The organism is Thaumasiovibrio clandestinus, from assembly GCF_047250365.1.
In the GTDB taxonomy this organism is placed as follows: Bacteria; Pseudomonadota; Gammaproteobacteria; order Enterobacterales; family Vibrionaceae; genus Thaumasiovibrio.
The window spans coordinates 34033-58220 of the sequence record NZ_JBLBVL010000002.1 but is presented as its reverse complement, the minus strand read 5'-3'; the positions used below and the strand labels follow the sequence as shown (position 1 = coordinate 58220).

At 45.3% G+C, this 24188-nt stretch carries 28 protein-coding genes; 17 read left to right on the top strand and 11 right to left on the bottom strand.

Annotated elements, in window-relative coordinates; genetic code table 11:
• Positions 1–368 precede the first annotated feature (368 nt).
• The 6 genes from ACKLNH_RS03270 to ACKLNH_RS03245 all read left to right on the top strand — a co-directional run bounded on the left by ACKLNH_RS03270 (position 369) and on the right by ACKLNH_RS03245 (position 6690).
• Positions 369–1658 carry an NCS2 family permease gene (locus ACKLNH_RS03270; protein WP_413110822.1) on the top strand — a complete coding sequence of 430 codons (1290 nt, stop codon included), beginning with the start codon at positions 369–371 and terminating at the stop codon, positions 1656–1658.
• Between the two features lie 83 nt (positions 1659–1741).
• Positions 1742–2203 carry a xanthine phosphoribosyltransferase gene (gene gpt / locus ACKLNH_RS03265; protein ID WP_413110821.1) on the top strand — a complete coding sequence of 154 codons (462 nt, stop codon included), beginning with the start codon at positions 1742–1744 and terminating at the stop codon, positions 2201–2203.
• Between the two features lie 129 nt (positions 2204–2332).
• Positions 2333–3589 carry an esterase FrsA gene (gene frsA, locus ACKLNH_RS03260; protein WP_413110820.1) on the top strand — a complete coding sequence of 419 codons (1257 nt, stop codon included), beginning with the start codon at positions 2333–2335 and terminating at the stop codon, positions 3587–3589.
• Between the two features lie 111 nt (positions 3590–3700).
• Entirely contained in the window at positions 3701–4108 is a 408-nt protein-coding gene (gene crl / locus ACKLNH_RS03255) for a sigma factor-binding protein Crl (RefSeq protein ID WP_413110819.1), read from the top strand.
• A gap of 192 nt (positions 4109–4300) precedes the next feature.
• On the top strand, positions 4301–5407 hold the full coding sequence (proB, locus tag ACKLNH_RS03250) for a glutamate 5-kinase (RefSeq protein ID WP_413110818.1): 1107 nt from the start codon (positions 4301–4303) through the stop codon (positions 5405–5407).
• A 26-nt stretch (positions 5408–5433) separates the two neighbouring features.
• Positions 5434–6690 carry a glutamate-5-semialdehyde dehydrogenase gene (locus ACKLNH_RS03245; RefSeq protein WP_413110817.1) on the top strand — a complete coding sequence of 419 codons (1257 nt, stop codon included), beginning with the start codon at positions 5434–5436 and terminating at the stop codon, positions 6688–6690.
• Between the two features lie 80 nt (positions 6691–6770).
• On the opposite strand, the gene ACKLNH_RS03240 is transcribed toward ACKLNH_RS03245, so the two are convergent.
• From ACKLNH_RS03240 to ACKLNH_RS03225, 4 genes are all read right to left on the bottom strand, one after another.
• Positions 6771–6944, bottom strand: a complete 174-nt coding sequence (locus ACKLNH_RS03240; RefSeq protein WP_413110816.1) for a DUF2897 family protein — start codon at positions 6942–6944, stop codon at positions 6771–6773.
• A 200-nt stretch (positions 6945–7144) separates the two neighbouring features.
• The gene (locus tag ACKLNH_RS03235) at positions 7145–7807 is read right to left on the bottom strand and encodes a M15 family metallopeptidase (RefSeq protein ID WP_413110815.1); all 663 of its coding nucleotides are present in this window, start codon (positions 7805–7807) and stop codon (positions 7145–7147) included.
• A gap of 20 nt (positions 7808–7827) precedes the next feature.
• Complete coding sequence (gene dapE, locus ACKLNH_RS03230) at positions 7828–8958, bottom strand: succinyl-diaminopimelate desuccinylase (protein ID WP_413110814.1); 1131 nt, start codon at positions 8956–8958, stop codon at positions 7828–7830.
• Between the two features lie 3 nt (positions 8959–8961).
• Positions 8962–9315: an ArsC family reductase gene (locus ACKLNH_RS03225; RefSeq protein ID WP_413110813.1), complete on the bottom strand. Its 354-nt coding sequence runs from the start codon at positions 9313–9315 to the stop codon at positions 8962–8964.
• A 264-nt stretch (positions 9316–9579) separates the two neighbouring features.
• Here ACKLNH_RS03225 and ACKLNH_RS03220 point away from each other — a divergent pair, with 264 nt between their 5' ends.
• The 8 genes from ACKLNH_RS03220 to napC all read left to right on the top strand — a co-directional run bounded on the left by ACKLNH_RS03220 (position 9580) and on the right by napC (position 16225).
• A complete protein-coding gene (locus tag ACKLNH_RS03220) occupies positions 9580–9861 on the top strand; it encodes a winged helix-turn-helix domain-containing protein (RefSeq protein WP_413110812.1) in 282 nt (93 codons plus the stop codon).
• A 425-nt stretch (positions 9862–10286) separates the two neighbouring features.
• Complete coding sequence (gene napF / locus ACKLNH_RS03215; protein ID WP_413111250.1) at positions 10287–10781, top strand: ferredoxin-type protein NapF; 495 nt, start codon at positions 10287–10289, stop codon at positions 10779–10781.
• The gene (locus ACKLNH_RS03210) at positions 10778–11050 is read left to right on the top strand and encodes a chaperone NapD (protein ID WP_413110811.1); all 273 of its coding nucleotides are present in this window, start codon (positions 10778–10780) and stop codon (positions 11048–11050) included. The genes napF and ACKLNH_RS03210 overlap by 4 nt, the downstream gene beginning before the upstream one ends.
• Complete coding sequence (napA, locus tag ACKLNH_RS03205; RefSeq protein WP_413110810.1) at positions 11047–13533, top strand: nitrate reductase catalytic subunit NapA; 2487 nt, start codon at positions 11047–11049, stop codon at positions 13531–13533. The genes ACKLNH_RS03210 and napA overlap by 4 nt, the downstream gene beginning before the upstream one ends.
• A 35-nt stretch (positions 13534–13568) precedes the next feature.
• On the top strand, positions 13569–14312 hold the full coding sequence (gene napG / locus ACKLNH_RS03200; RefSeq protein WP_413110809.1) for a ferredoxin-type protein NapG: 744 nt from the start codon (positions 13569–13571) through the stop codon (positions 14310–14312).
• Positions 14313–14329: 17 nt separating this feature from the next.
• The gene (gene napH / locus ACKLNH_RS03195) at positions 14330–15187 is read left to right on the top strand and encodes a quinol dehydrogenase ferredoxin subunit NapH (RefSeq protein ID WP_413111249.1); all 858 of its coding nucleotides are present in this window, start codon (positions 14330–14332) and stop codon (positions 15185–15187) included.
• Positions 15180–15617: a nitrate reductase cytochrome c-type subunit gene (locus ACKLNH_RS03190; protein ID WP_413110808.1), complete on the top strand. Its 438-nt coding sequence runs from the start codon at positions 15180–15182 to the stop codon at positions 15615–15617. Before napH ends, ACKLNH_RS03190 begins: the two co-directional genes overlap by 8 nt.
• Positions 15618–15625: 8 nt before the next feature.
• Positions 15626–16225, top strand: a complete 600-nt coding sequence (gene napC, locus ACKLNH_RS03185) for a cytochrome c-type protein NapC (protein WP_413110807.1) — start codon at positions 15626–15628, stop codon at positions 16223–16225.
• Positions 16226–16264: 39 nt separating this feature from the next.
• Here napC and ACKLNH_RS03180 read toward each other — a convergent pair whose 3' ends face one another.
• Both ACKLNH_RS03180 and ACKLNH_RS03175 read right to left on the bottom strand, forming a co-directional pair.
• On the bottom strand, positions 16265–16636 hold the full coding sequence (locus ACKLNH_RS03180; RefSeq protein ID WP_413110806.1) for an MmcQ/YjbR family DNA-binding protein: 372 nt from the start codon (positions 16634–16636) through the stop codon (positions 16265–16267).
• Between the two features lie 22 nt (positions 16637–16658).
• A complete protein-coding gene (locus ACKLNH_RS03175) occupies positions 16659–17000 on the bottom strand; it encodes a DUF2956 domain-containing protein (protein WP_413110805.1) in 342 nt (113 codons plus the stop codon).
• Between the two features lie 329 nt (positions 17001–17329).
• Between ACKLNH_RS03175 and ACKLNH_RS03170 the strand changes: the two genes are divergently transcribed.
• The 3 genes from ACKLNH_RS03170 (at position 17330) to ACKLNH_RS03160 (ending at position 19190) form a co-directional block, all read left to right on the top strand.
• Complete coding sequence (locus ACKLNH_RS03170) at positions 17330–17779, top strand: DUF2919 domain-containing protein (protein WP_413110804.1); 450 nt, start codon at positions 17330–17332, stop codon at positions 17777–17779.
• A gap of 21 nt (positions 17780–17800) precedes the next feature.
• The gene (locus tag ACKLNH_RS03165) at positions 17801–18193 is read left to right on the top strand and encodes a hypothetical protein (protein ID WP_413110803.1); all 393 of its coding nucleotides are present in this window, start codon (positions 17801–17803) and stop codon (positions 18191–18193) included.
• Positions 18194–18296: 103 nt separating this feature from the next.
• Positions 18297–19190: a Dyp-type peroxidase gene (locus ACKLNH_RS03160; protein WP_413110802.1), complete on the top strand. Its 894-nt coding sequence runs from the start codon at positions 18297–18299 to the stop codon at positions 19188–19190.
• A gap of 114 nt (positions 19191–19304) precedes the next feature.
• Here ACKLNH_RS03160 and crr read toward each other — a convergent pair whose 3' ends face one another.
• The 5 genes from crr to cysZ form a co-directional block, all read right to left on the bottom strand.
• Complete coding sequence (gene crr / locus ACKLNH_RS03155; RefSeq protein WP_413110801.1) at positions 19305–19814, bottom strand: PTS glucose transporter subunit IIA; 510 nt, start codon at positions 19812–19814, stop codon at positions 19305–19307.
• Between the two features lie 37 nt (positions 19815–19851).
• A complete protein-coding gene (gene ptsI / locus ACKLNH_RS03150) occupies positions 19852–21573 on the bottom strand; it encodes a phosphoenolpyruvate-protein phosphotransferase PtsI (RefSeq protein ID WP_413110800.1) in 1722 nt (573 codons plus the stop codon).
• Between the two features lie 111 nt (positions 21574–21684).
• A complete protein-coding gene (locus tag ACKLNH_RS03145; RefSeq protein ID WP_413110799.1) occupies positions 21685–21942 on the bottom strand; it encodes an HPr family phosphocarrier protein in 258 nt (85 codons plus the stop codon).
• Between the two features lie 314 nt (positions 21943–22256).
• Positions 22257–23225: a cysteine synthase A gene (cysK, locus tag ACKLNH_RS03140; RefSeq protein ID WP_413110798.1), complete on the bottom strand. Its 969-nt coding sequence runs from the start codon at positions 23223–23225 to the stop codon at positions 22257–22259.
• Between the two features lie 120 nt (positions 23226–23345).
• Positions 23346–24077: a sulfate transporter CysZ gene (gene cysZ / locus ACKLNH_RS03135; protein ID WP_413110797.1), complete on the bottom strand. Its 732-nt coding sequence runs from the start codon at positions 24075–24077 to the stop codon at positions 23346–23348.
• Positions 24078–24188 lie beyond the last annotated feature (111 nt).

The window sequence follows — 24188 nt, the reverse complement described above, 5'->3', positions numbered from 1 at the left end:
CCCCCTTTTGTTATTCATATTTTTTGTCTCGAATAACGTTTTATAGCACCAGCCTCGGCTGGTGTTTTTTTATGTCTTGATGATGTATTCGATTACATCTCTAAAAAAATTCTGAAAGTAACTATTTTTTTTCATAGGAAAGCGTTTGCTTTCTTTGATTATGGTGTTTTTATTAAAACTGAAGGCATTGAAAAATAATAAGTTTAAACCACTAATGCTAAAAGCAAACGTTTGCTATTTGTTTGGTGATTAAAGCTCGATAAACTGGAAATTAATTATTGATAGGAATATAATCCTGCCCAATTTAACGCGATACGCAAACGTTTTCGGTCTTAGGTGACGCTACTTTTAATTAGGGTGAGATTTAGATGTTTGAAAGACTTTTTCAGTTGAAGGAACATGGTACGACAGTACGTACTGAAATCATGGCTGGCGTAACTACATTCCTGACCATGGCCTACATTATTTTTGTCAATCCAGCAATGTTATCCGATGCCGGTATGGATCATGGCGCAGTGTTTGTTGCGACCTGTTTGGCCGCAGCGATTGGGTGTTTTGTGATGGGTTTAGCGGCTAACTATCCAGTCGCTCAGGCACCGGGAATGGGACTAAATGCTTTCTTTACCTATGGCGTTGTTCTTGGCATGGGGCATACTTGGCAGGTCGCTTTGGCGGCAGTCTTCTTATCGGGCATCTGCTTTATTATTCTTAGTGTATTAAAGGTTCGTGAGTGGCTAATTAATGCAATCCCGATGTCAATGCGTACCGGCATTTCGGCGGGTATCGGTCTGTTTTTAGCGTTTATTGCCCTGCAGAACTCCGGTATCGTTGTTGCTAACCCAGCGACACTGGTTGGCCTAGGTGATATGACACAGTTTTCATCACTGATGGCGGGCTTAGGCTTCTTTATTACTATCGCTTTGGTTAATCGTGGTTTTAAGGGCGCAGTGATGATCGCGATCTTAGCTGTTACGGCACTTGGCGTGTTATTTGGTGATGTTCAATACAGCGGTATTATGTCTGCACCACCAAGTATTGCCCCAACATTTATGCAGCTTGATTTCTCTGGTGCGATGGAAGTGGGTCTGATCTCTATCGTATTTGCTTTTTTGTTTGTCGATCTGTTTGATACTGCTGGTACGCTGGTGGGGGTTGCACAAAAAGCGGATTTGATTGATGAGAAGGGCAACATTCCTCGTCTAAATCGTGCGTTGTTAGCGGACAGTACCGCGACCTCTATTGGTGCACTGTTAGGTACTTCAAATACAACATCTTACGTAGAAAGTGTCTCAGGTGTTGCTGTTGGTGGACGTACTGGTTTGACCGCTGTTACCGTTGGTGTGATGTTTATGCTATCACTGCTGTTTGCACCATTGGCAGGCATGGTACCTGCTTATGCGACGGCAGGTGCGCTATTTTATGTTGCTATTTTGATGATGTCAGGTTTGGTGAGCATTGATTGGCGTGATTTAACTGAGGCTGCGCCGGTTGTTGTCACTTGTTTATTAATGCCGCTGACATATTCTATTGCAGATGGCATTGGTTTGGGCTTTATTTCGTATGCATTAATTAAGGCTTTAAGTGGTAAAGGCCGTGACATCAACATTAGTGTGTGGATAATTGCCGGTCTGTTTGCCGCAAAACTGGCATTCCTATAATTCGTTCTTTATTATTAGGGGCAATCGTTTTCGCCCCAATTGGCCAATAGGTCACAATATATTATCGCTTTGAGGTTGTAGATATGAGCAATAAATTCGTAATCACCTGGGACAACATGCAGATGTATACCCGTCAACTGGCAGAAAAGCAGCTGCCTGCTGATCAATGGAAAGGTATTATCGCAGTCAGCCGTGGTGGTTTAGTTCCGGCCGCAATATTGGCACGTGAGCTGGGTATCCGTCATGTTGATACCGTTTGTATCTCGAGCTATGACCATGATCATCAGCGTGAAATGAAAGTGCTGAAAAAAGCGGAAGGTGACGGCGAAGGCTTCCTAGTGGTCGACGACCTAGTTGATACCGGTGGAACGGCGGAAATGATCCGTCAAATGTACCCTAAAGCGAAGTTCATTACTGTATGTGCTAAGCCTGCGGGTAAGCACCTTGTTGATGAGTATGTCGTAGATATTGCTCAAGATACTTGGATTGAGCAACCGTGGGATATGGGCATCAGCTTTATTGAACCGGTAAGCAAGCGTTCATAACAGCCTAACCAGCTTGTTCTTCGTCAGATATAAAGCCTTGCGATATCGCAAGGCTTTTTTTATTCTGATTTTCATTCGTTCTCGTATGCCCTATAGTGGCACTTAACGCGTTTAAATCAGGAAACGGTTATGCCGACAGAGAATCTGTGTGAGGTTTTGTTTAAACCATCCCCAACGGCGAAAGAGACCTCAACCATTATTAAGGTTGAGGGAGCGCCAAATTATCCTTGTCACGAGTCGAGTGATCATAATGAAGGACGAGGCTTTTATCGTGTTCTTAAACGTCCGCTTTGGGCTTGGGAAGGGGTAGACCTTGTTGAGATGGAAGCTATCTTCTCTACCATGTCAGCGAGTCAAAATGAGCGCTCAGATGATCGCTTAATTGATACGGTGAAGGGTTACCATAGTGGCAATTGGAACTATGAATGGGTTCAGTTGGGCATGAAGTATCAAAAGGCAGCCATGCAAGCCGCGCAGCAGGCAGATATGTCGAAAGATCATGTCGCTGATTTATGGTTAAAGGCGAGCACTCACTACAATATTGCCGCTTACCCTCATCTCAGTGGTGATGAATTAGCCATGCAAGCCGATGTATTGGCGATGCAAGCATACCGTGAAGCCTTGCAGTTAAAACACCATACAATAAAAACGATAGAGTTTAACTATAAAGGCAAGGCTATTCAGGCCTATCTTCACCTGCCACGTACAGATAAAGCCCTTCCGACTGTCATTGTCAGTGGTGGTCTGGATACACCACATACAGAGCTATGGCGTACTTACACGGATTATTTTGCCCCCGCTGGTATCGCCATGGTGACGCTAGATATGCCGTCACTTGGCCATAGCCATAATTGTCCACTGCATGAGGACACCAGTGTGCTTCACATGGCTTTATTAGATGAGCTGCAGTCGGTTCCATGGGTAGATCAGAGCAATATTGTCAGTTTTGGCACTAGAGTTGGGGCTAATGCTGCAATACGCTTATCAATTTTAGCGGCTGGGAGGATTAAAGCTGGAGTTAGTCTAGGTGGAACGCTACATGACTTTTTCTCTGGTGGAACCCGCTTAGATACATTACCGAGAATGTATTACGATGTCTTCGCATCTCGATTAGGTAAAAAGGTGACGACAAAAACGTCGTTACTTGGGCAGCTGACGGCGTTTTCGCTTAAGCAACAAGGGTTATTGGGACGACGCCCAACAAGGGTACCTCTGCTAGGAGTGAGTTTGGAAGGGGATTGCTTTTGCCCACCGAGTGATAACCAGTTGCTAGCCGCCTCCAGTTTATATGGAAAGTCAGTCATACTGCCTGATTCTCCGTTGAACACAGGGTATCATCGCTGCATGACAACGGTAATCTCATGGCTAAAACAGCAGATCTGTTAACAAGATCTCATGAATGAGACTTGCTCAATACATTGCTTAACGTCATACTGCCATGAGTGGATAACATATACTAATCATAACCTTAACATTGTTGTACAAAGGAAGGTATAAATGACAGCACCCACGCATGGTCGGTTGATGATGAAACTAGCGGCAATAGGCCCTTATCTAAGAGAGAAAAAAAGTGCGAAAGGATGTTACTTTTTTGATTCTCTTGTTAGTTGTGTCGATGCAGAAAAGGCTCCAGAAAGTCGTGAGTTTTGGGGATGGTGGCTGTATTTAACCGTGACAGATGAGCAGCAGTGTTTTGCGCGGTATGGACTCGGCCGTTATGACCAGAATGGCGCTTGGTTAGCAGCAGAGCTACCAGAGCAGGCTTCTTTAGATGTGCAAGCAAACCTCAGTGCATTTGAAAGCATGCTACAGAAAGCAATGAAAGAGAATTTTTCTATTGTGTTAAATGATGCCGCGATAGCCGATGATGAACATAAACCTAATGCGTTATTGGCAGAAAGCTAACCTGTCCCATCGTTTGTCTATTTAATGCCTCCATATATGGAGGCATTATTCTTTATAAAACAGCTCACAGACGAGGCCGCACTCATTATCAGCATCGATTTAAAAGAAAAATTGCTCTAAATGCGTTATTTTCTTGTGATTTAATCGTTAGGTTGATAAAAGAAAGTTAGGTTTTTTACAGTAATCATTCCAATGAAACAGAGTTATACCATCGTCGTAAAATTAGGGACCAGTGTACTGACTGGTGGTACGCAGCAAGTTGACCGCGCTCACATGGTCGAATTGGTGCGACAATGTGCCATATTGCAACGCAAGGGGCACCGCATCGTTGTGGTCTCTTCTGGAGCAATTGCTGCAGGGCGCGAATACCTAAAATACCCTCAACTAGATAACACAATAGCCAACAAACAGATGTTGGCTTCAGTCGGGCAGTCGTGTTTAATTCAAGAATGGCAGCATCTATTCGCTATTTATGGCTTAAATATTGGTCAAATGCTATTAACTCGCGCCGATCTGGATGATCGAGAGCGCTTTTTGAATGCTCGCGACATGATCCAGACATTGCTTGAGCATGGCATTATTCCGGTGGTTAACGAAAATGATGCAGTAGCGACTAATGAAATAAAAGTGGGAGATAACGATAATTTATCGGCTTTGGTTGCGATTTTGGCAGAAGCGGATAAGTTGTTGTTGCTGACCGATCAGCCAGGTCTGTTTACTGCTGACCCGCGTAAGAACCCGGATGCGGAACTGATACGAGAAGTTCATACCATTGACGAGACGCTACATAAACTGGCTGGTGGATCGGGCACGAATTTAGGTACTGGTGGTATGGCGACGAAGTTGCAAGCAGCGGATGTGGCTCGCCGAGCTGGTATTGAAGTGATTATTGCGGCTGGCAGCCACCCAGAAGTGATTGCCGATGTATGCTCTGGTATCTCGGTAGGTACACGTTTTTTACCGCTAGAATCTCCGCTGGAGAGCCGAAAGCGTTGGATCCTAAGTGGTCCTGCCGTGGCGGGATCGATCACCATCGACCAGGGGGCAGTGACAGCCGTGGTTAATGGTGGGAGTAGCTTATTAGCTAAGGGCATGGTTGAAGTGGATGGACGTTTTGAGCGTGGTGCTGTTGTTTGTGTAAATAGTGCCGATGGTCAATTGGTCGCCAGAGGGATCAGTCGCTACTCCTCAACGGATCTGAGTAAGATTGTTGGTAAGCATAGTCAAGAGATTGTTTCTACATTAGGTTATGAGTACGGTTCTGCGGTGATGCACCGTGATGATATGGTCGTGATTTGATCATCGTTAAAAAGAAAGGAGACATTGTGGATTTACTGCAAATGGGCCAAGCTGCTCAACAAGCAGCATTTGAATTGGCGACTGTGTCCACAGCACAGAAAAATAAAGCACTTTTGATCATGGCTGATGAGTTAGAAGCCAATCAACAAGTGATACTTGACGCCAATGAACGTGATTTAACCGCGGCTAAAGAAGCGGGTATTTCCGCTGCAATGATGGATCGTTTGATGCTAAATGCTGAGCGTTTGGCAGATATCGCCAATGATGTAAGAAATGTCGTTTCTTTGCCTGATCCGGTCGGAAATGAGATTGACGGTCGAGTACTGGAAAACGGCATGAAGCTGAGCCGCCGACGTGTTCCGCTAGGTGTGGTTGGAGTTATCTATGAAGCTCGCCCCAACGTGACCATTGATATTGCGGCACTATGTTTAAAAACGGGTAATGCTAGTATTTTACGTGGCGGAAAAGAGACCTTCTTTTCTAATATGGCATTAGTCGAGGTGATCCAAACGGCAATGAAGAAAGCGGCATTGCCAATGGCGTCAGTGCAGTATATTAGCCAGCCTGACCGCGAGCTAGTGACAGCGTTACTCAAAATGGATCAGTACGTTGATATGATTATTCCTCGCGGTGGCGCTGGATTGCATAAAATGTGCAAAGAGAACAGTACGATTCCGGTTATCATTGGTGGCTTTGGCATTAGCCATATCTACTTAGATAAGAGTGCAGATCTTACCCGTGCCCTCGATGTGATTGATAATAGTAAAACTCAGCGCCCATCCGCTTGTAATGCATTGGATACTTTACTGGTTGATCGCCAAGTGTCTGAAACATTTCTGCCTGCATTAGCGCAGCGAATGAACCAAAAAGCGGTGACTTTGGTGGCGGACGAAGAGGCGTATCAGCAGTTGGATGGAAGTTCGGATGCGCTGCGTCAGGCACAAGACGGTGATTATGATACTGAATGGTTAAGTTATACCTTAGGCGTGAAGATAGTCGACGGAGTCGAGGAGGCGGTTTCTCACTTACGTCAGCATAATGCAAGTCATTCTGATGCGGTACTGACCGATAACATTCACGTTGCAGAGCGCTTTGTAAATGCTGCAGGATCCGCCGCCGTTTATGTGAATGCATCAACTAGATTTACCGATGGTGCTCAATTTGGCTTAGGCGCCGAAGTCGCAGTGTCAACGCAAAAGCTCCACGCGCGAGGCCCGATGGGGTTAGAAGAGCTAACGAGTTATAAATGGGTTGGTCAAGCGGATTACCTTATCCGAACCTAAGTGCTTAACTCTAGCTTGTTATCAACTCAGAAAAGGAGCCATTATCGGCTCCTTTTTATTTCTGCAAGTGTTCAATTCTGCTAGTGCTTTGTTTGGTGATCTTGGCGCTGTTTGTCGGCGGAAAGAAGCTGATCAAGCGGCTTATTTTTAGGTAGCAGTGTCATATTCGCCGTGTATTTTAGCGCCATAATATTGCCAATCACGATGCTAATGATCACGATACTGATAACCCAAGGGTTTAATAGTAGTGCCATACTATGCCGACCTTTTATGTTCACAATGAACGACTCATTTAACTGTAACAATGGAATGCAATAAGCGCCAATGGGTATTTGGATTCGTGGCGTATTTATGATCTCGTTACATCGCTACGTGCGAATAAAGTGCTTATAAATCAGTAAGCTGAAGGTTTTTATTCGTTGGTGATTAATAGTGAAAGCTATGATTGCACTCATTAATTAGTCGAAATATTGCAGATGTAACGCTGATAGATAGCCTCAAGGTGGCTAAAAATTGTGGCTTTGCCTTCAATGTCAGTATTACTCAATATCTGCTTGAGTAGAGTGGGGGTGAGCTGTGTTAAACAGACTTCGCTGATAGGACGGAAAGATAGATGCCATGGCTCAACGGCGACGCCTCCTTTATCCTCTCGATAAGGAAAGAAAAAACCAAATTGTGCGGCGTGTTGTTGCAGCCATTGATAAATTGGGTACTGATGCCCGTCACAACTATATTCCCAGGGTTCTAGTTGTAGTCGTGTCTTCGCGGGAAGAAGCGCCGATGAATAAATATCAATATCGGTTCCCCAGTGATGGCGACTAGCGCCAGGCAGTGCAGACCAACGTAAAATTGCATGTAATCGTTGTTGGTCGCTAAGTGTCTTGGTGTCAAGTAACGCCCCGTTACTATCAAGTAAGGGGCGTCGGCCTGAGAACTTTCCATTCCAGATTTGCAGTTGCCGATTGAAATCGCGATAACCACTGGCGATGTCTAACGTTAGGCCGTCTTGTTTGGCCTGCTGTGCCATCGATATAAATGCAACACTGGCATCGGGATGAAGTCGGTGCTGCGGGTCTAAATGGCTATCACTGAGACCGGTTAACTGCTCTGGAGTCATGGGTATTTCCTGACGGTGAATTACTGCGCGAGTAATTTTACCAATGTTTTTTCATACATGTCGGTCAGTTTCTCTAAATCAGCAATACTGACACACTCATTCACTTTATGGATCGTGGCATTAACCGGCCCCAGCTCAATCACTTCCCCTTTCATCTTGGCAATGAATCGTCCATCAGAGGTTCCACCCGTGGTAAGAAGCTCAGGAGCTTTGTGATTAACGTCAGTGACAGAAGCAACAATGGCATCAAGAAGTGGGCCCGCATCGGTAAGAAAAGGTTGACCGCTAAGGGTCCAGTCAAGCTGGTAGTTAAGTCCATGAGCATCCAGTACAGAGTGTACTTTTCGCTTAATTTCAATATCTGTCAATTCAGTACTGAATCTAAAATTAAACTGCACATTAAAATCGCCGGGAATCACATTGGATGCGCCTGTGCCAGCTTGTAGATTAGGAATTTGAAAGCTGGTCGGTGGGAAGTAGGCATTGCCATGATCCCAGGTTGTTGCAGCTAATTCAGCTAAGGCTGGTAAGGCTTGATGAACGGGATTATTTGCAAGGTGCGGATAGGCGACATGGCCTTGCGTCCCTTTTATCACCAAGTCGCCAGTTAATGAGCCACGGCGTCCATTTTTAACCACATCGCCGACAAAATGGGTGCTTGAAGGCTCACCGACAATGCACATATCAATCAGCTCATTTCGTGCCATCAAGGTATCGACAACACGCGTGGTGCCGTTAATAAAGGGACCTTCTTCGTCAGATGTGATTAGAAAGCCAATAGAGCCTTGATGATCAGGGTAGGCGGCAATAAAGCGCTCGACGGCGACAACCATACAAGCGAGGGAGCCTTTCATGTCGGCGGCACCACGTCCATGTAAATATCCATCGATAATCGTTGGCTCAAAAGGGGCGGTATGCCAATCTATTAGCTCACCGGCTGGGACTACATCAGTATGACCAGCAAAGGCGAACAACGGGCTAGACGTTCCACGACGCGCCCATAAATTGGTGGTATCCTCAAATACCATAATTTCGATCTCAAACCCCAATTTTTTGAGGCGTTCGATCATAACAGTTTGGCATCCAGCATCCTCTGGGGTGACAGACTGTCTAGAAATAAAGTCTTTAGCGAGATCAATGACCGCTGACATAGCTTATCCTTGCTGAAAAATGGTTTGGTAATCTTCAGGTTTAAAACCTAAGTAAAAGTGGCCGTCAATACTGAGAAGTGGGCGTTTTATCATCGCGGGTGCGTTAAGCATTAAAGACACGGCGCTGTCAGCATTGAGAGATTGCTTTGTTGTCGCATCTAACTGACGAAAGGTCGTACCTCGTTTATTGATTAAGTTTTCCCATCCTAGCTCGCTGACGAATATATCCAGTTGCGTTTTGCTTAGACCGTGCTTTCGATAATCGTGATATTGATATGTGATCTCTGCATTGTCGAGCCATTTTTTTGCTTTGCGTATGGTATCGCAATTAGCGATACCGTAAAGAATAACTTCCACTGTTCTGCTTTCTCTTTGTTATATAAATGCTGGAGTCAGTTATAACGATAAATGAGTTAAATCACAAATTTGTCATTGTATTGAGGATGTCTATTTTTTATGTGAATGCATATTGCTCGGCGCTGAGTATTGGTAAATGTGTTGCTAAATGTTGTAATCTTGCGGTCTTTTTCCGTCAATGAAAGCGTCACTCCATTGATCAAACGCAACATATTGTAGAGCGAAACCTGAATAATGTGTCTTAGATGATTTATGGAGGTATCAATGGAACTGAATCCCGTCTTTGCACGCCGTCTTTATCTAGCCTTATTGGTTAACAAAATTGAACGGCCAAATGTACCTAAACTGATTGAATGTACAGGTTGGCCAAGACGCACAATTCAAGATGTGTTAAAAGCCCTGCCAGGTATTGGTATTGAGTTAACATTCATTCAAGATGGAAAGCGCCACAATGATGGCTATTACCAGCTGTGTGATTGGGGGCCTTTCGATCAAGAATGGGTAAATGAACGAGAATTATTGATCGAAAGCTCGCTCTCTTCTTAGGCTATAGGCAGACAGTTTAAGGCTTGTCTCTGTTTCTATTTTCAATCGCTTCTTTGCGGTGGAACTCTTGATGTTATCGCTTTGCTGCAGGCATGGATAAATATTACCGATAAAGCTGACAGATGTTTAAAAGATCATTTGTTGAGAGATTTCCACCGTCTTCCCTTCTAGCGTCGCTATATCGTTGCGTCCTTGGTTAAGTTCTCCCACCCCGAAGTCCTGATTCCGTTATAAACCAATAACTATAGCGATACCATTCAGAGTCAATTCATGTCTTGATTGGTTGGTATTGCGCTGCTTTTTGTACACAACAAAAAGGCTGTTATGGGCGTTCTTTGAAGTCACGCATGTTTTCGAGCGAATTCCACCTTTGGGTTATACCTACTGTTAACTACACTTTAATCAAGTGTGGGTAAGTGTTACTCATGTGTGGGTGTGAGGTGGTGGTGGGTCATGTTAATCGGCGCCGATTCTGGCAACGTAAAGTAACGACACAACAGAGTTTACCCTGGGCTTCTAAACAGTTTTATGATCACTGCACTCGGTGTGGAGATTGTATACCCGCTTGCGAAACAGATGTGATTATAAAAGGTGAAGGTGGCTTTCCTGTTGTTGATTTTTCCCGTGGTGAGTGTACGTATTGCCAACAATGCGTACAAGCGTGTCGACAGGCGGGGGTGTTTGAGCCTTGCTCCTCTAAAGCTTGGTCGCATCAGGTTCGAATTCGAGATGATAAATGCCTGACATTTAAACAAGTTGAGTGCAGGTCGTGCAGTGACTGCTGTGAAGCTCAAGCGATACGTTTTCCTTTGCGATTGGGCGAGCAAGCGCAGCCCAACGTTGATGCCGAGCAATGTAACGGCTGTGGTGCATGTATCGCAGTGTGCCCCGTACAAGCCATAGAGGTGAGTCAAGGATGAGTGAATACCACATCAGTAGCTTGGTTGTACATGCTGCTGCCGATCAAATTAAGAGTGTTATATCGCACTTAGAATCTATGCCTGGTATTGAAGTGCCTGGATGCAATGCAGTTGGAAAAATTGTGGTGGTGGTCGAAGGTGACAGTCGCCAGGATTTAGTTGAACAATTCGAAATTATCCGTCAGTTACCCGGAGTGCTTGCCGCGACTCTGGTGTTCCATCAACAGGACAACTCACTGGCTGATTCAGGAGAAGGAGCCATTCAATGAAAGTTTCTCGTCGTCGTTTCCTTAAAGCCAATGCAGCTGTTGCTGCTGCGTCTGTTGCAGGGGTGACTTTACCATCAGCGATTGCTCAGGCTGCAGGCGAAGATAGCTCAGTAACTTGGGATAAGGCCCCTTGTCGTTTCTGTGGTACCGGTTGTGGTGTTTTAGTCGGGACCCAAAATGGGCGAGTAGTGGCTTCGCAGGGAGACCCACATGCTCCAGTAAATAAAGGCCTTAATTGTATTAAGGGTTATTTTCTTCCCAAGATTATGTATGGGGAAGATCGCCTGACTCAGCCAATGCTACGCAAAAAAGATGGCGTTTACAGTAAAGAAGGTGAGTTTACACCAGTGAGCTGGGATGAAGCCTTTGATGTAATGGCAGAGAAGTTTAAGCAAGCTTTAGAAGAAAAAGGGCCAACAGCGGTTGGGATGTTTGGTTCTGGTCAATGGACCGTGTGGGAAGGTTATGCCGCTGCAAAACTCTATAAGGCAGGTTTTCGTTCCAATAATATCGATCCGAATGCGCGTCACTGTATGGCTTCTGCCGTGGTTGGTTTTGCTCGTACCTTTGGTATGGATGAGCCAATGGGCTGTTATGATGATCTTGAGCAAGCGGATGCGTTTGTTCTGTGGGGTGCCAATATGGCAGAGATGCACCCTGTGCTTTGGTCACGCTTAACTGATCGTCGCCTCTCTGCGCCAGATGTAAAAGTAGCAGTGCTATCGACATTTGAGCATCGCAGTTTTGAGCTAGCGGATAATGCGATGATATTTACCCCGCAAACCGATTTGGCCATTCTTAACTACATCGCGCACTACATAATTAGCAATGACAAAGTGAATAAATCCTTTGTAGAAAAACACTGTAATGTGGTGAAAGGTGCGACAGATATCGGCTATGGATTAAGGCCGACCCACCCCTTAGAAAAGGCTGCGAAAAACCCGAATGATGGCAGTGCTTCGCCAATTACCTTTGAGGAGTTCGCAGCATTTGTTGCTGATTATGATGTCGATACGGTGTCTGAGCTCTCAGGTGTACCTCAAGACCAATTGGTTGCTTTGGCGGAACTGTATGCCGACCCTAAGGTGAAGGTTGTCTCTTATTGGACCATGGGCTTTAACCAGCACACCCGCGGTGTATGGTGTAACAACTTGGTTTATAACATCCATTTGCTGACAGGGAAAATCTCTCAGCCAGGCAATGGTCCATTTTCTTTGACAGGGCAACCGTCCGCCTGTGGTACAGCCCGAGAAGTGGGGACATTTGCTCATCGATTGCCCGCCGATATGGTAGTGACCAATCCAAAACATCGTGAAATGTGTGAGACACATTGGAACGTACCAGCCGGAACTATCCCTGAAAAGGTCGGCTACCACGCTGTATTGCAAGACAGAATGTTAAAAGATCGCAAACTCAATGCTTATTGGGTGATGTGTAATAACAACATGCAAGCAGGCCCAAATATTAATGAAGAGCGTTTGCCAGGGTACCGAGATCCTGAAAACTTCATTGTGACATCTGACCCGTATCCAACCGTAACGGCATTGGCTTCAGACCTCATTTTACCGACAGCAATGTGGGTTGAAAAAGAGGGGGCGTACGGTAATGCAGAGCGAAGAACCCAATTTTGGTATCAACAAGTAAAAGCGCCAGGCGAAGCGAAGTCTGACTTATGGCAGATTATGGAGTTTTCAAAACGCTTTACAGTTGATGAAGTTTGGCCTGAGGAGCTACTAAACAGTAAACCCGAGCTAAAAGGGAAGACGTTATTTGATGTTTTATATGCCAACGGCAAAGTGGATCAGTACAGTTTAGATGAGCTACCTGCAGAGCGCCTAAACGACGAATCACGTGATTTTGGTTTCTATGTGCAAAAAGGTTTATTTGAAGAGTATGCCTGGTTTGGCCGTGATCATGCGCATGATCTCGGGCCGTTTGATCTTTACCACGAGGCACGTGGCTTACGTTGGCCTGTCGTTGATGGAAAAGAGACGCTGTGGCGCTACGCTGAAGGATATGACCCTTATGTTAAGGGCGGAGAAGAGTTTGCATTCTATGGCAAACCAGATAATAAGGCTGTGATATTTGCGCTGCCTTATGAGCCTGCAGCAGAGTCACCCGATAAAGAGTATGACCTTTGGTTATCGACAGGACGAGTATTGGAACACTGGCATACTGGCAGCATGACGCGCCGTGTACCAGAGCTGTATCGTGCGTTTCCTGATGCGGTGCTTTATATGCATCCATTAGATGCCAAAGCACGTAAATTGCGCCGTGGGGATAAAGTGGTGATTGCATCTCGACGTGGAGAAGTAGAAACCACGCTTGAAACACGAGGACGAAACCGAGTTCCTCAAGGCTTGGTTTACATTCCATTTTTTGATGCAGGGCAACTGGTTAATAAACTAACACTGGATGCCACGGATCCATTATCTAAAGAGACTGACTTTAAGAAATGTGCGGTTAAGGTAAGGAAAGCCTAATAGCAACCTGATAGTGATAGACAGGTGGTGAGCCGATGAAGCGGGTACGCAAAACGTCACGGCGACGCTTTTTGAAAGATGCGCTACGCACGGCGGCAGGAGTGGGGAGTGCTGTCACCCTATTGGGAGTGCAAAGCCGTCAGTCGCAAGCACGACAAGGTGTGCCAGTAAGACCTCCGGGTGCATTGCCGACTGGAGAGTTTGAGGCGGCATGCTTGCGCTGTGGTTTGTGTGTGCAGGATTGCCCGTATGACACATTACATCTCGCGACATTGCTCTCGCCAGTTGAGAATGGTACGCCGTATTTTACTGCGCGAGCGGTGCCGTGTGAGATGTGTGAAGATATCCCTTGCGTTGCAGCGTGCCCAAGCGGTGCGTTGGATAAAGGGCTAACAGACATAGATGCAGCACGGATGGGAACGGCGGTGTTGATTGACCATGAAACTTGCCTTAACTGGCAAGGTCTGCGTTGCGATGTCTGTTATCGGGTCTGTCCGCTCATCGATAAAGCCATTACGCTTGAAACCATACGCAACCAGCGTACGGGAGTTCACGCTAAGTTTATTCCCACGGTGCACAGCGATAGTTGTACAGGCTGTGGCAAGTGTGAACATGCCTGTGTATTGGAAGAGGCTGCGATTAAAGTGGTGCCAACGGCATTAGCAAAAGGGGAGCTAGGCCATCACTATCGGTTAGGTTGGGAAGAAGAAGCCAAAGCGGGTGAGCCGTTGGTGCCTCGACAGTTGGAACTGCCGAAATGGCAGCCAGGTGATGAGTGATGAAAGAATCACGGCGGATTAAGAAAAATCAGGCCTCAGAGGCAGGAAAAGACGCGGTAAAGCGTTTGGGCTGGTGGCATGCTCACCGCTTTTTGTTGCTGAGGCGTGGTTTGCAATTAATGACCCTGTTGGCCTTCTTATCTGGCCCTTGGTTTGGCGTGTGGTTGTTTCGAGGAAACCTCTCCTCGAGTGAATTGCTAAATACGGTGCCATTTACCGAACCGTTACTGTTAATGCAATTACTCGCCAGTGGTCACTGGCCACCGCTTATTGCATGGATTGGTGCTTTAGTGGTGGTAGTGATCTACGCATTGTTAGCCCCACGAAGCTTCTGTGGCTGGGTTTGTCCTATGAACATTATTACAGATACGGTCGCATGGATAAGAAGAAAGACAGGCTACAACTTGAGCTTAAGTTGCAGTAAAACGATTCGATATTATCTTCTAGGTGGCGTGATTATTGGCAGTGCGATCAGTGGCAGCGTGATTTGGGCCACGTTAGACCCCGTCGCAGCGTTGCATCGAGGAATCATTTTTGGCTTTGGTGCTGGTTGGATACTGATTGCTTGGGTGGTGGTGATCGATTTACTGCTAATTGAACACGGTTGGTGTGGGCATTTGTGCCCACTGGGTGCCATGCATGGCTTAATTAGCCATAAAAGCCCATTGCGGATTACTGTTATTGATGCGTCGGCATGCACTCAGTGTATGGATTGTGTTCACGTTTGCCCGGAACCTCAGGTTTTGCGTGGACCTATTATTGAATCAGCTAACAAAGTATCGAGTCATGACTGCATGAGTTGTGGGCGCTGTATCGATGTGTGCGCTGAGCGTGTTTTAGGATTTGAAGTCTCTAAGGGAGCCAAAGATGAATAATAAGCGAGCAACCCTATTACTTTTGGTGTTGGGCGGTGTGTCGTGCTTAACTTTTGCAGAGGTCGTATCTCTTCGTGGTGATTCAGGCATTGATGAAACCAATACTGCACCAAGTATTAAAGTGGTGCCTAAAAACCATGATAAATATGCACTGGACTATGTTAATCAGCCGCCTTTAGTCCCCCATACGGTTGACAACTATCAGATAAACCAAGCAAACAACGGTTGCTTGCAGTGTCACGATGTTGATACCTATCGAAAAACCGGCGCTCCACGTATTAGTCCCACTCACTATATGGATAGGGATGACAATATGCTGACAGAAGTAGCACCACGCCGATATTTTTGTTTGCAGTGTCACGTTCCGCAAAGTGATGCACAGCCGTTGGTGGGAAATGATTTTGTTCCTGCTGGCAAATTTGGAGAGTAGGAGGAGTTATGGATTTAATTAAGCGCTTTTGGCGCTGGTTCCGGTCTCCAGTTAGCATTGCGGTAGGCACGTTACTTGTTATCGGCTTTGTTGCTGGCGTCATCTTTTGGGGTGGGTTTAACACCGGGATGGAGATGAGTAATACGGAAGAGTTTTGTATTAGTTGCCACGAGATGGAAGACAACGTTTATCAAGAGTATGTGGGAACAATACATTACAGTAACCGCTCTGGTGTAAGGGCGACGTGTCCAGATTGTCATGTACCTAAAGAGTGGGCACCAAAGATGGTGCGTAAGATTCAGGCCAGCAAAGAGCTCTACGCTAAAGCTCTTGGCTTGGTTGATACGCCACAAAAGTTTGAGGCACATCGGTTAGTGATGGCAGAGCGGGAATGGAAACGCATGAAAGCCAATGATTCTCAGGAATGCCGTAATTGCCACAATTTCGAGTACATGGATTTCACAGCTCAACGTAACGTTGCGGCACAAATTCACGACCGTGCAGAAGAGGGTGGTCAAACGTGTATTGATTGCCATAAGGGCATTGCACACAAGCTACCTAAAGGACATGAAGCCGTGCGAGAGTTTCCTGATTTAACTCAAAAATAGTACAGATAGGTGCATTGTCGGAGGCGGTGCGCTAGCTTATTAGCCAGCGACCGTCTTGTCGGTTTGGGCGGTAGCAAAATAATGCTGTTGGTGTTTCTTGGCTAATTTCTTAACCACGAGCGTCCAAGAGCGATGAATGATTTTTTCTAACTCAGCTTGCGGTAACGGGCAGCCGTCGCCAAATTCGACCCAATGAGCTCTCGCTAAGTGAGACTGCGCACAGCAATGTGGAAGTTGCGATAGAGAGAGGAAGAGATCGTCGTCAACCTTGCAAGCCATCTTGTCTCCATCGTAAAAGATACAGACCATTTTGTTGGTCTGAATACTGAAAACATCCACATTGTGCCACTTTATATCATGCTGGATACCAACCAATGTTTCGCAATAGCTTTTCAACGCCTCAACGTTCATGGTTAACTCCAGTCATTTTAATCTAAGAATTTGTGATGATATAAGCGATAAAGCCAAGCCAAGAGATGCCCAGTAGCACCCAAGGTAAGAGGTTTGGCTTGGCTTTTTCAGGCGGCGTCGCAGGCAGGTCGATAGGCATGGGGGGCGTGCTGTCGAGTTGTTGTCGTTGCTTCGACACTTGCTTTTGTGCTTTGCTGCGCTCCCTTGCCTTTATTTTTTGTTGCTTCTTATATTGTTCGATACCGTGTTGAATTCCTTGAGCAATAAGCTTGGTTTGCTCTTTTGTTTGCCCTGGTTTCTGTGTTGCCTTGGCGATGACCATCGCTTCATTGACGGTTTCTTGGGATAATTTTCTTTTTGTCATATTCATTCTCACTGGTTGATGAGGACAGTGTATATAAGTTGGCAGTGGTGTTCTATTTTATCCGTTGCGGTTCAGCGATCAATTCAAGTCAGTGTGAGATCTGTACGGTGAAAGCGTGATCAGCGAGTCCTTTTTGCTTCATGCTTCTGTGCTAGCGCACATTTCTATCATGGACTATTCGTAGCGGCGATAAATGTTGTATATGTTACTTGCCCCCGTGATTATGCGGCTGACTTCATGCTTTAGAGGATGAAAATAGCGTTCGCATTTGGCATCGATGAGTTACACGTTATGCTGACGTTGCTTTGGTTATAAATTGAGAAATAAGTGTGAAACATTGGCTTGCACACCTAGATAAGCATGGTGGTTTCCGCCCACCAATATGGCTGTGGTTAGGGTGGGGATTGTTAGCTCGAGGCCCAATGGTTTTGATCATGGCAGGAGTAAGCCGGGAGCACGGGGCAGATTTACTCGCGATAATCTATCCCCAACGGCAAGAGTTATACCTGCAGGTCTTAGTGGCTGTGCCAGTATTACTGTTGATGTGGATGGCGGGTGTACGCCATCGATTGCCAGCGTTCCCCCTTACTTTCTGGCGCCATGGGCGTGGACTGACGCTTCTTGTGCTGATTTACGATGTGGCGCAGCAGTGTTATCACTGGTGGGCTGCACCGCTGCGTGTCACGATGGTGGATGGTGTTATTTTGGTGATGTCTGGTTGGTTTTGTGCTTATTTGGTGCGTAGCCGACGAGTTCGTTTAACCTTTGATTATAATTAAATTAATAGAAGAGAAAGAATAATGCAGGAGTTGAGTAAAGGCTTAGTGCTGTTCAGCGCGTTGCTCAGCCCTCTAGCGATGGCGGATTGGCAGTTGAACGTTGATTTGGACTTGCAAGCGCCGCAAGGACAATATACGAGCACTGCGTCGGTGGTATTGACGCAGGGGGAAGAGACAGTATTTATGGAAAATAATGAAGGAGAGTCACCGTTGGTTGGCAGTGCTGAATTATTGGAAATAGATGCAGAAAGGGTCACGGTTTCCTTAACCGTAAAGCAACAACAACCTGATGGTGCATGGGCCACGATAGCGACGCCAGTGATCTCGGCAGGTATCGATATGCCTGCGAGTATTGCTTTTTCTGATCCAGATCGTCAGCAGATCTTGAATTTGGCGATATCTATCTCGGCGTGATTTAATATTGTGGTGTCTGCAATAACACTAGTGATGATGGTTTTTATTGCGAGATAATGGTGTAAACTGTTGTTAAATTGAAGAAATAGAGTAAGGATATCCTATGACAGCAGTTCAACCCGGCATTTTACCTGATGCAGGACCGTTCGCATTGTATGTGACGTTTAATGTTTCTGAGCTGAATGAAGAGCTTCGTCAGCATTTGGCGCAATTTCATCAATTGCTCGCTGACGTTAATCAAGTGAATGATACTGAATTGAAAGCCTCTTTGGCATTTGGTCATCAGTTTTGGATCGCGTTGGGGGGCAATGAAGCAGACTTCGACACCTTCAAAACACTTGGACAAGGTATCGTATCTGCACCAGCAACGGAAGCTGACATTTTATTGCATGTCCATTCGTCACGCCATGATTTGCATTTTTTGCTACTGCGTAAGTTTTTATCGCCAGTGGCAAAGTACCTGACTATCAGTGATGAAACTTACGGTTATCGATATCTAGATAGTCGAGATATGACTGACTTCATTGACGGTACAGAGAACCCGAAAGTAGAAGAAGAGCGTCGTGAAGTCGCAATTATTGCTGATGGCCCGTTGGCAGGTGGAAGCATGGTGATGTTGCAACGTTTTGAGCATAATTTGCCGGCTTGGAACGAAATGGGTATTGCACAACAAGAAGCGATTGTTGGACGAACAAAACCCGACTCTATCGAATTAGATGATGTGCCTGCTAATTCGCATGTGGGCCGCGTTGATATAAAAGAGAGCGGTCAAGGGCTTAAAATTGTTCGTCACAGCTTGCCTTACGGTTCAGTTAGCGGTTCGCATGGCTTACTGTTTATTGCCTATTGTCATACTCAACACAATTTCAAGCAGATGTTGTCCAGTATGTATGGTGAAACTGATGGAAAAACAGATCGCTTGTTAGATTTCACTTCTGCAGTGACAGGAGGGTACTACTTCGCTCCCTCGTTGGAATTTTTACGTGCATTAGCGTGATTCAATCTTGGCATTGCCACTTTTAGTGTATTAAAGCTGACTTTAGTCAGCTTTTTTCTTACATATAAAAAACGCCGCTAGATTAGCGGCGTTTTTTCATGGCGAAAAAGTGACTTATTTAGTTACTTTTAGTACTGGGGTTTCACCCACAGTTACAGCACCAGATAGCTTGGTTAGCTCTTTGATCTCATCCATGTTAGAGATAACAACAGGCGTTAGCGTCGACTTTGCTTTTTCTTCAAGCAGAGCCAGATCAAATTCGATCACAGTGTCGCCAGCTTTAACGGTTTGGCCTTCTTCTGCAATACGCTTAAAGCCTTCACCTTTTAGCTCAACAGTGTCGATACCAAAGTGAACGAATAGCTCAATACCATCGTCAGACTCAATTGAGAAAGCGTGATTGGTTTCAAAGATCTTACCAATAGTTCCATTTACTGGCGCAACCATTTTGTCACCGGCTGGTTTAATTGCGATGCCATCACCAACAATTTTCTCAGCGAAAACAACATCTGGCACATCTTCAATGTTTACGATTTCACCAGATAGTGGTGCAATGATTTCGATAGCATTCGCATTTGCACTATCATCAGAAACCAGCTTCTTCAGTTTGTCAAACAGACCCATTTTGTTGCTCCTAAGCGATTATTTTACCTGCGTTATATTAGCAGATAGTTTTCTCTGCGATAAATTTTTCTACGTGAGCTTCAATTTCAGCTGCGGTAGGCATTGCTAGTGCTTCTTCTGCCATTTGTTTCACATCTGCAAAGTTAGCATTACGGATGATCTTTTTAACGCGTGGAATAGAGATACCAGACATACTGAATTCATCCAATCCCATGCCCAAGAGCAATAGAGTTGCACGATCATCGCCTGCAAGCTCACCACACATGCCAGTCCATTTACCTTCTTTATGAGAAGCGTCAATAACTTGCTTGATCACGGTTAGCACTGCTGGTGACAATGGGTTGTAGAGATGAGAAATCAGCTCGTTACCACGGTCAACTGCCAAAGTATACTGGGTAAGGTCGTTTGTTCCAATACTAAAGAACGCAACTTCTTTCGCTAGGTGATGTGCAATCGCAGCGGCAGCTGGTGTTTCAACCATTACGCCAATTTCGATACTTTCGTCGAAGCTTAGCCCTTCAGCACGAAGCTCAGCTTTATACTCTTCAATGGCTTTTTTCAGTTCGCGGATCTCTTCAACTGAAATGATCATTGGGAACATAATGCGTAGCTTACCATGCGCTGAGGCGCGTAGGATTGCTCGTAATTGGTCGCGTAAAATCTCGCGACGGTCTAAGCTGATACGCACAGCACGCCAGCCTAGGAATGGGTTCATTTCTTGTGGTAGATCCATATAAGGTAGATCTTTATCACCACCGATATCCATGGTACGGATGATAACCGCTTCACCGTGCATTGCTTCAGCAACGTCTTTGTACGCTTGATACTGCTCATCTTCTGTTGGCAGCGCGTCACGGTCCATAAATAGGAATTCAGTACGGTAAAGGCCAACACCTTCGCCACCATTACGGTTGATACCATCGCAATCTTTAACAGTACCAATGTTACCGCAAACTTCTACTTGATGGCCGTCTAAAGTAATAGCTGGTAGGTCTTTAAGTTTTGCTAGTTCCGCTTTTTCAGCATTGTGCTGATCACGAATCGCTTTGAATTTTTCTAATTCTGCGTCGGTCGGGTTGATGACGATTTGATTATTAATCGCATCCAACACGAGCATATCGCCGCTGTTTACTTGTTGGGTAATGTCGTTCGTACCAACGATGGCTGGAAGCTCTAGTGAGCGAGCCATAATAGAGGTGTGTGAGGTACGACCGCCAATATCAGTGATAAAACCAAGCACATAATCAAGGTTGATTTGAGCTGTTTCTGATGGCGTAAGATCGTTGGCAACCAAAATCACTTCTTCGTTAATTGAACTCAGAGAAATAATGTTGATGCCGAGTGCATTTTTAACAAAGCGGGTACCAATATCGCGGATATCAGTAGCGCGTTCTTTCAGGTATTCGTCATCCAGAGACTCCAGCGTCGCTGCTTGCTCTTCGATGATAGAGTAAATCGCCAGATCGGCACTTGCATTGTTGTCTTTAATAAAGGCAATGATCTCTTCTTCGAGCTCTTCATCTTCTAATAGCATGATATGCCCTTCAAAGATGTCGGCTTTTTCCTGTCCGAAGGTCTCTAACGCCTTTTCTTTAACCGCTTCAAGTTGCTGCGCAGACTTAGTTCGCGCATCGTAGAAGCGTTGAACTTCCTGTTCTATATCGCTAATAGGAGATTTATTGAGAACAATTTCTTCCTCTTTCAGCAACAATGCCTTACCAAACGCGATGCCTGGAGAGGCCAGAATACCAGAGATCATAACTGTACCTTTTAAAAAACAAACAAGATAAATATAAAGATACCCAAATCGTCGAAAGGTTACATAAAAAAAGTAGGCAACATGACGATTTGGGTATTAAAAAAGAGATGCTTAGTGCAGCTCAGGGATCAATGCTACTAGATGATCTACCGCTTCTTGAGCTTGTGCGCCTTCAGCAGCGATGGTAACAACAGTACCTTTTACAAGGCCTAGTGTTTGCAGCTTGAATAGGCTTTTAGCCGATGCACTTTTACCGTTTGAAGTAACAGTAATGTCAGCATCGAATGCTTTAGCTTCTTTAACAAACTGTGCAGCAGGACGAGTGTGTAGACCATTTTCAGCAGTGATTTCAACTTGCTTCTGATACATTGTTTTTACCCCGATTGTTAATGAAAATCGTTATTATTTTTCCACTATGACTCAGCTTAACGCGATTTTAACGCCACAGCGAATTTATGTGTTAGAATCTTACCCGATTGTGACTATTACAGGCTAGATAGCAGTGAATATAAGGTCATACTATCATCAAAAAGCTGGAGACATTTTTTATTTCGAGCCTGAAAATAAATCTCTCTTTTTATAATACCTCGGTCATAAAAAAGCAATAAAAAAGCCCCAAAAAGGGGCTTAGATCACATTTATCAATATAGCTAGTGTGCGCTAGTGCATATCTTAAGAGAACGTTATTGCTGTAATTCTTGCTCAGTAAATATACCAGCAAACAGTGCGGTGGATAGGTAGCGTTCGCCAGAGCTAGGTAAAATGACAACGATGTTTTTACCAGCAAATTCAGGGCGTTGTGATAATCTATCCGCGGCAACAACGGCGGCGCCAGAAGATATTCCAGCCAAAATGCCTTCCTCTTCCATCAGGCGGCGAGCCATTTCTATCGCATCTTCCGAGTCAACTTTTGCCACTTCATCAATAAGAGATAAGTCTAAGTTATTAGGAATAAAACCTGCGCCAATCCCTTGTATTTTGTGCGGGGCTGGTTGGATCTCTTCTCCTGCCAAGACTTGACTAATCACTGGTGACTCAGCCGGCTCTACAGCGACAGTGACAATTTGTTTGCCTTGCTGTTGTTTGATGTAACGGCTAACACCAGTAAGGGTGCCGCCTGTACCGACCCCAGAAACAAACACGTCGATCTCGCCGTCAGTTGCTTCCCAAATTTCTGGGCCTGTTGTTTTTTCATGGATCTGCGGGTTAGCTGGGTTATTAAATTGTTGAGGCATGTAATATTTGCTTGGATCTTGCGCAACAATCTCTTCAGCTTTCGCAATCGCGCCTTTCATGCCTTTTGGTGCTTCAGTAAGAATCAGGTTTGCCCCTAGCGCTTTTAACAACTTACGACGCTCAAGGCTCATGCTTTCTGGCATCGTTAGAGTGAGTTTGTATCCGCGAGCGGCGGCAACGAATGCCAACGCGATCCCGGTGTTACCACTGGTAGGCTCAACGAGCTCAATGCCAGGCTTTAATAGCCCTTGCTTTTCGGCTTCCCAAACCATGTTCGCGCCGATACGGCATTTAACACTAAAGCTTGGGTTGCGGGCTTCGACTTTTGCAAGAACGTTTCCTTTGGTCACACGATTTAGACGCACCAACGGGGTATTGCCAATAGTTAATGAATTGTCTTCGTATATTTTGCTCATGAATTTCGTTCCTTGGTTGCACGGGAAAAAGTAATAGTCATAGCTTACCTTGAAATCTTAGCTAGCAAAGGATCAAATTGTTATATGTTATTGTTATTAATAGCTCGGCGAATAGTTCGACTACATAACATCGGTTTGTGACTTGTATTGGTCGACCCAGAGCGCCGTTGCACCACAAACGGCAACAGGAATAACGATTAGGTTTAAAAGAGGTATCATGGTAAAGAGCAGTGTTGCCGCACCAAAGCCGAAGCTTACAGAGTAAGGGGTGGCGAGTTGCCTGCGCATTATCGCAAAAGGCACTTTGTTGTTATCGAAGGGGTAGTCAAGATATTGAATGGCTAGCATCCATGTACTGAACATAAACCAGAGTGCGGTGCCAAGTGTTTGCCCTATTGCTGGAATAAAGAGCACGATCATCAGCCCGATAGCTTTAGGAATGTAGTACACCAATTTTTGCCATTCTCGGCCAATCGTGCGCGGAATATCGCGTAATACACTGCCAATCGTTGTATGTGGTGCAGGGTTGCCAGTAAGCTGAGACTCGAGCTTTTCTGCGAGCAGTACATTAAAAGGAGCGGCGATGATATTTGCTATAGTACTAAAGAAGTAAGAAAAGATAACAATAATCGCAAGGGCAGCAAGGGGCAATAGAAGCAACGATAGCCACTGCAACCAGTCAGGTAGTGATTGTGTCCATTGTGTCAGCCATTGGCTCATAAAGGAAAACAGTAAGTAACAGGCGCCACCAAAGAAAAGGGCATTAATCAGCAATGGCATTAGAACGTAGCGCTTTATTCCTGGGCGCATGGCGAGTGAAAAGCCCATAATAAAATAATGAATTCCTTTCATGGATGTTACCAGTGGTGATGAATTGTGATGATGTGTAACATGTTACGTTCGCCGAGAATGTAGAGCAAGTGAAACTGAACCAGAATACGTAGGTGGTTGCGTATAAATATT

Excerpts from the sequence above, each read along its gene's own strand:
- ACKLNH_RS03235 (WP_413110815.1), bottom strand. The coding sequence starts at position 7,807 with ATGACTCCAGAGCAGTTAACCGGTCTCAGTGATAGCCATTTAGACCCG.
- napA (WP_413110810.1), top strand. The coding sequence starts at position 11,047 with ATGAAAGTTTCTCGTCGTCGTTTCCTTAAAGCCAATGCAGCTGTTGCT.
- gpt (WP_413110821.1), top strand. The coding sequence starts at position 1,742 with ATGAGCAATAAATTCGTAATCACCTGGGACAACATGCAGATGTATACC.
- ACKLNH_RS03165 (WP_413110803.1), top strand. The coding sequence starts at position 17,801 with ATGCAGGAGTTGAGTAAAGGCTTAGTGCTGTTCAGCGCGTTGCTCAGC.
- ACKLNH_RS03175 (WP_413110805.1), bottom strand. The coding sequence starts at position 17,000 with ATGACAAAAAGAAAATTATCCCAAGAAACCGTCAATGAAGCGATGGTC.
- cysZ (WP_413110797.1), bottom strand. The coding sequence starts at position 24,077 with ATGAAAGGAATTCATTATTTTATTATGGGCTTTTCACTCGCCATGCGC.
- frsA (WP_413110820.1), top strand. The coding sequence starts at position 2,333 with ATGCCGACAGAGAATCTGTGTGAGGTTTTGTTTAAACCATCCCCAACG.
- cysK (WP_413110798.1), bottom strand. The coding sequence starts at position 23,225 with ATGAGCAAAATATACGAAGACAATTCATTAACTATTGGCAATACCCCG.
- ACKLNH_RS03220 (WP_413110812.1), top strand. The coding sequence starts at position 9,580 with ATGGAACTGAATCCCGTCTTTGCACGCCGTCTTTATCTAGCCTTATTG.
- crr (WP_413110801.1), bottom strand. The coding sequence starts at position 19,814 with ATGGGTCTGTTTGACAAACTGAAGAAGCTGGTTTCTGATGATAGTGCA.
- napG (WP_413110809.1), top strand. The coding sequence starts at position 13,569 with ATGAAGCGGGTACGCAAAACGTCACGGCGACGCTTTTTGAAAGATGCG.
- dapE (WP_413110814.1), bottom strand. The coding sequence starts at position 8,958 with ATGTCAGCGGTCATTGATCTCGCTAAAGACTTTATTTCTAGACAGTCT.
- ACKLNH_RS03270 (WP_413110822.1), top strand. The coding sequence starts at position 369 with ATGTTTGAAAGACTTTTTCAGTTGAAGGAACATGGTACGACAGTACGT.
- proB (WP_413110818.1), top strand. The coding sequence starts at position 4,301 with ATGAAACAGAGTTATACCATCGTCGTAAAATTAGGGACCAGTGTACTG.
- ACKLNH_RS03190 (WP_413110808.1), top strand. The coding sequence starts at position 15,180 with ATGAATAATAAGCGAGCAACCCTATTACTTTTGGTGTTGGGCGGTGTG.
- ACKLNH_RS03180 (WP_413110806.1), bottom strand. The coding sequence starts at position 16,636 with ATGAACGTTGAGGCGTTGAAAAGCTATTGCGAAACATTGGTTGGTATC.
- ptsI (WP_413110800.1), bottom strand. The coding sequence starts at position 21,573 with ATGATCTCTGGTATTCTGGCCTCTCCAGGCATCGCGTTTGGTAAGGCA.
- ACKLNH_RS03160 (WP_413110802.1), top strand. The coding sequence starts at position 18,297 with ATGACAGCAGTTCAACCCGGCATTTTACCTGATGCAGGACCGTTCGCA.
- ACKLNH_RS03240 (WP_413110816.1), bottom strand. The coding sequence starts at position 6,944 with ATGGCACTACTATTAAACCCTTGGGTTATCAGTATCGTGATCATTAGC.
- crl (WP_413110819.1), top strand. The coding sequence starts at position 3,701 with ATGACAGCACCCACGCATGGTCGGTTGATGATGAAACTAGCGGCAATA.
- napF (WP_413111250.1), top strand. The coding sequence starts at position 10,287 with ATGTGTGGGTGTGAGGTGGTGGTGGGTCATGTTAATCGGCGCCGATTC.
- napC (WP_413110807.1), top strand. The coding sequence starts at position 15,626 with ATGGATTTAATTAAGCGCTTTTGGCGCTGGTTCCGGTCTCCAGTTAGC.
- ACKLNH_RS03210 (WP_413110811.1), top strand. The coding sequence starts at position 10,778 with ATGAGTGAATACCACATCAGTAGCTTGGTTGTACATGCTGCTGCCGAT.
- ACKLNH_RS03145 (WP_413110799.1), bottom strand. The coding sequence starts at position 21,942 with ATGTATCAGAAGCAAGTTGAAATCACTGCTGAAAATGGTCTACACACT.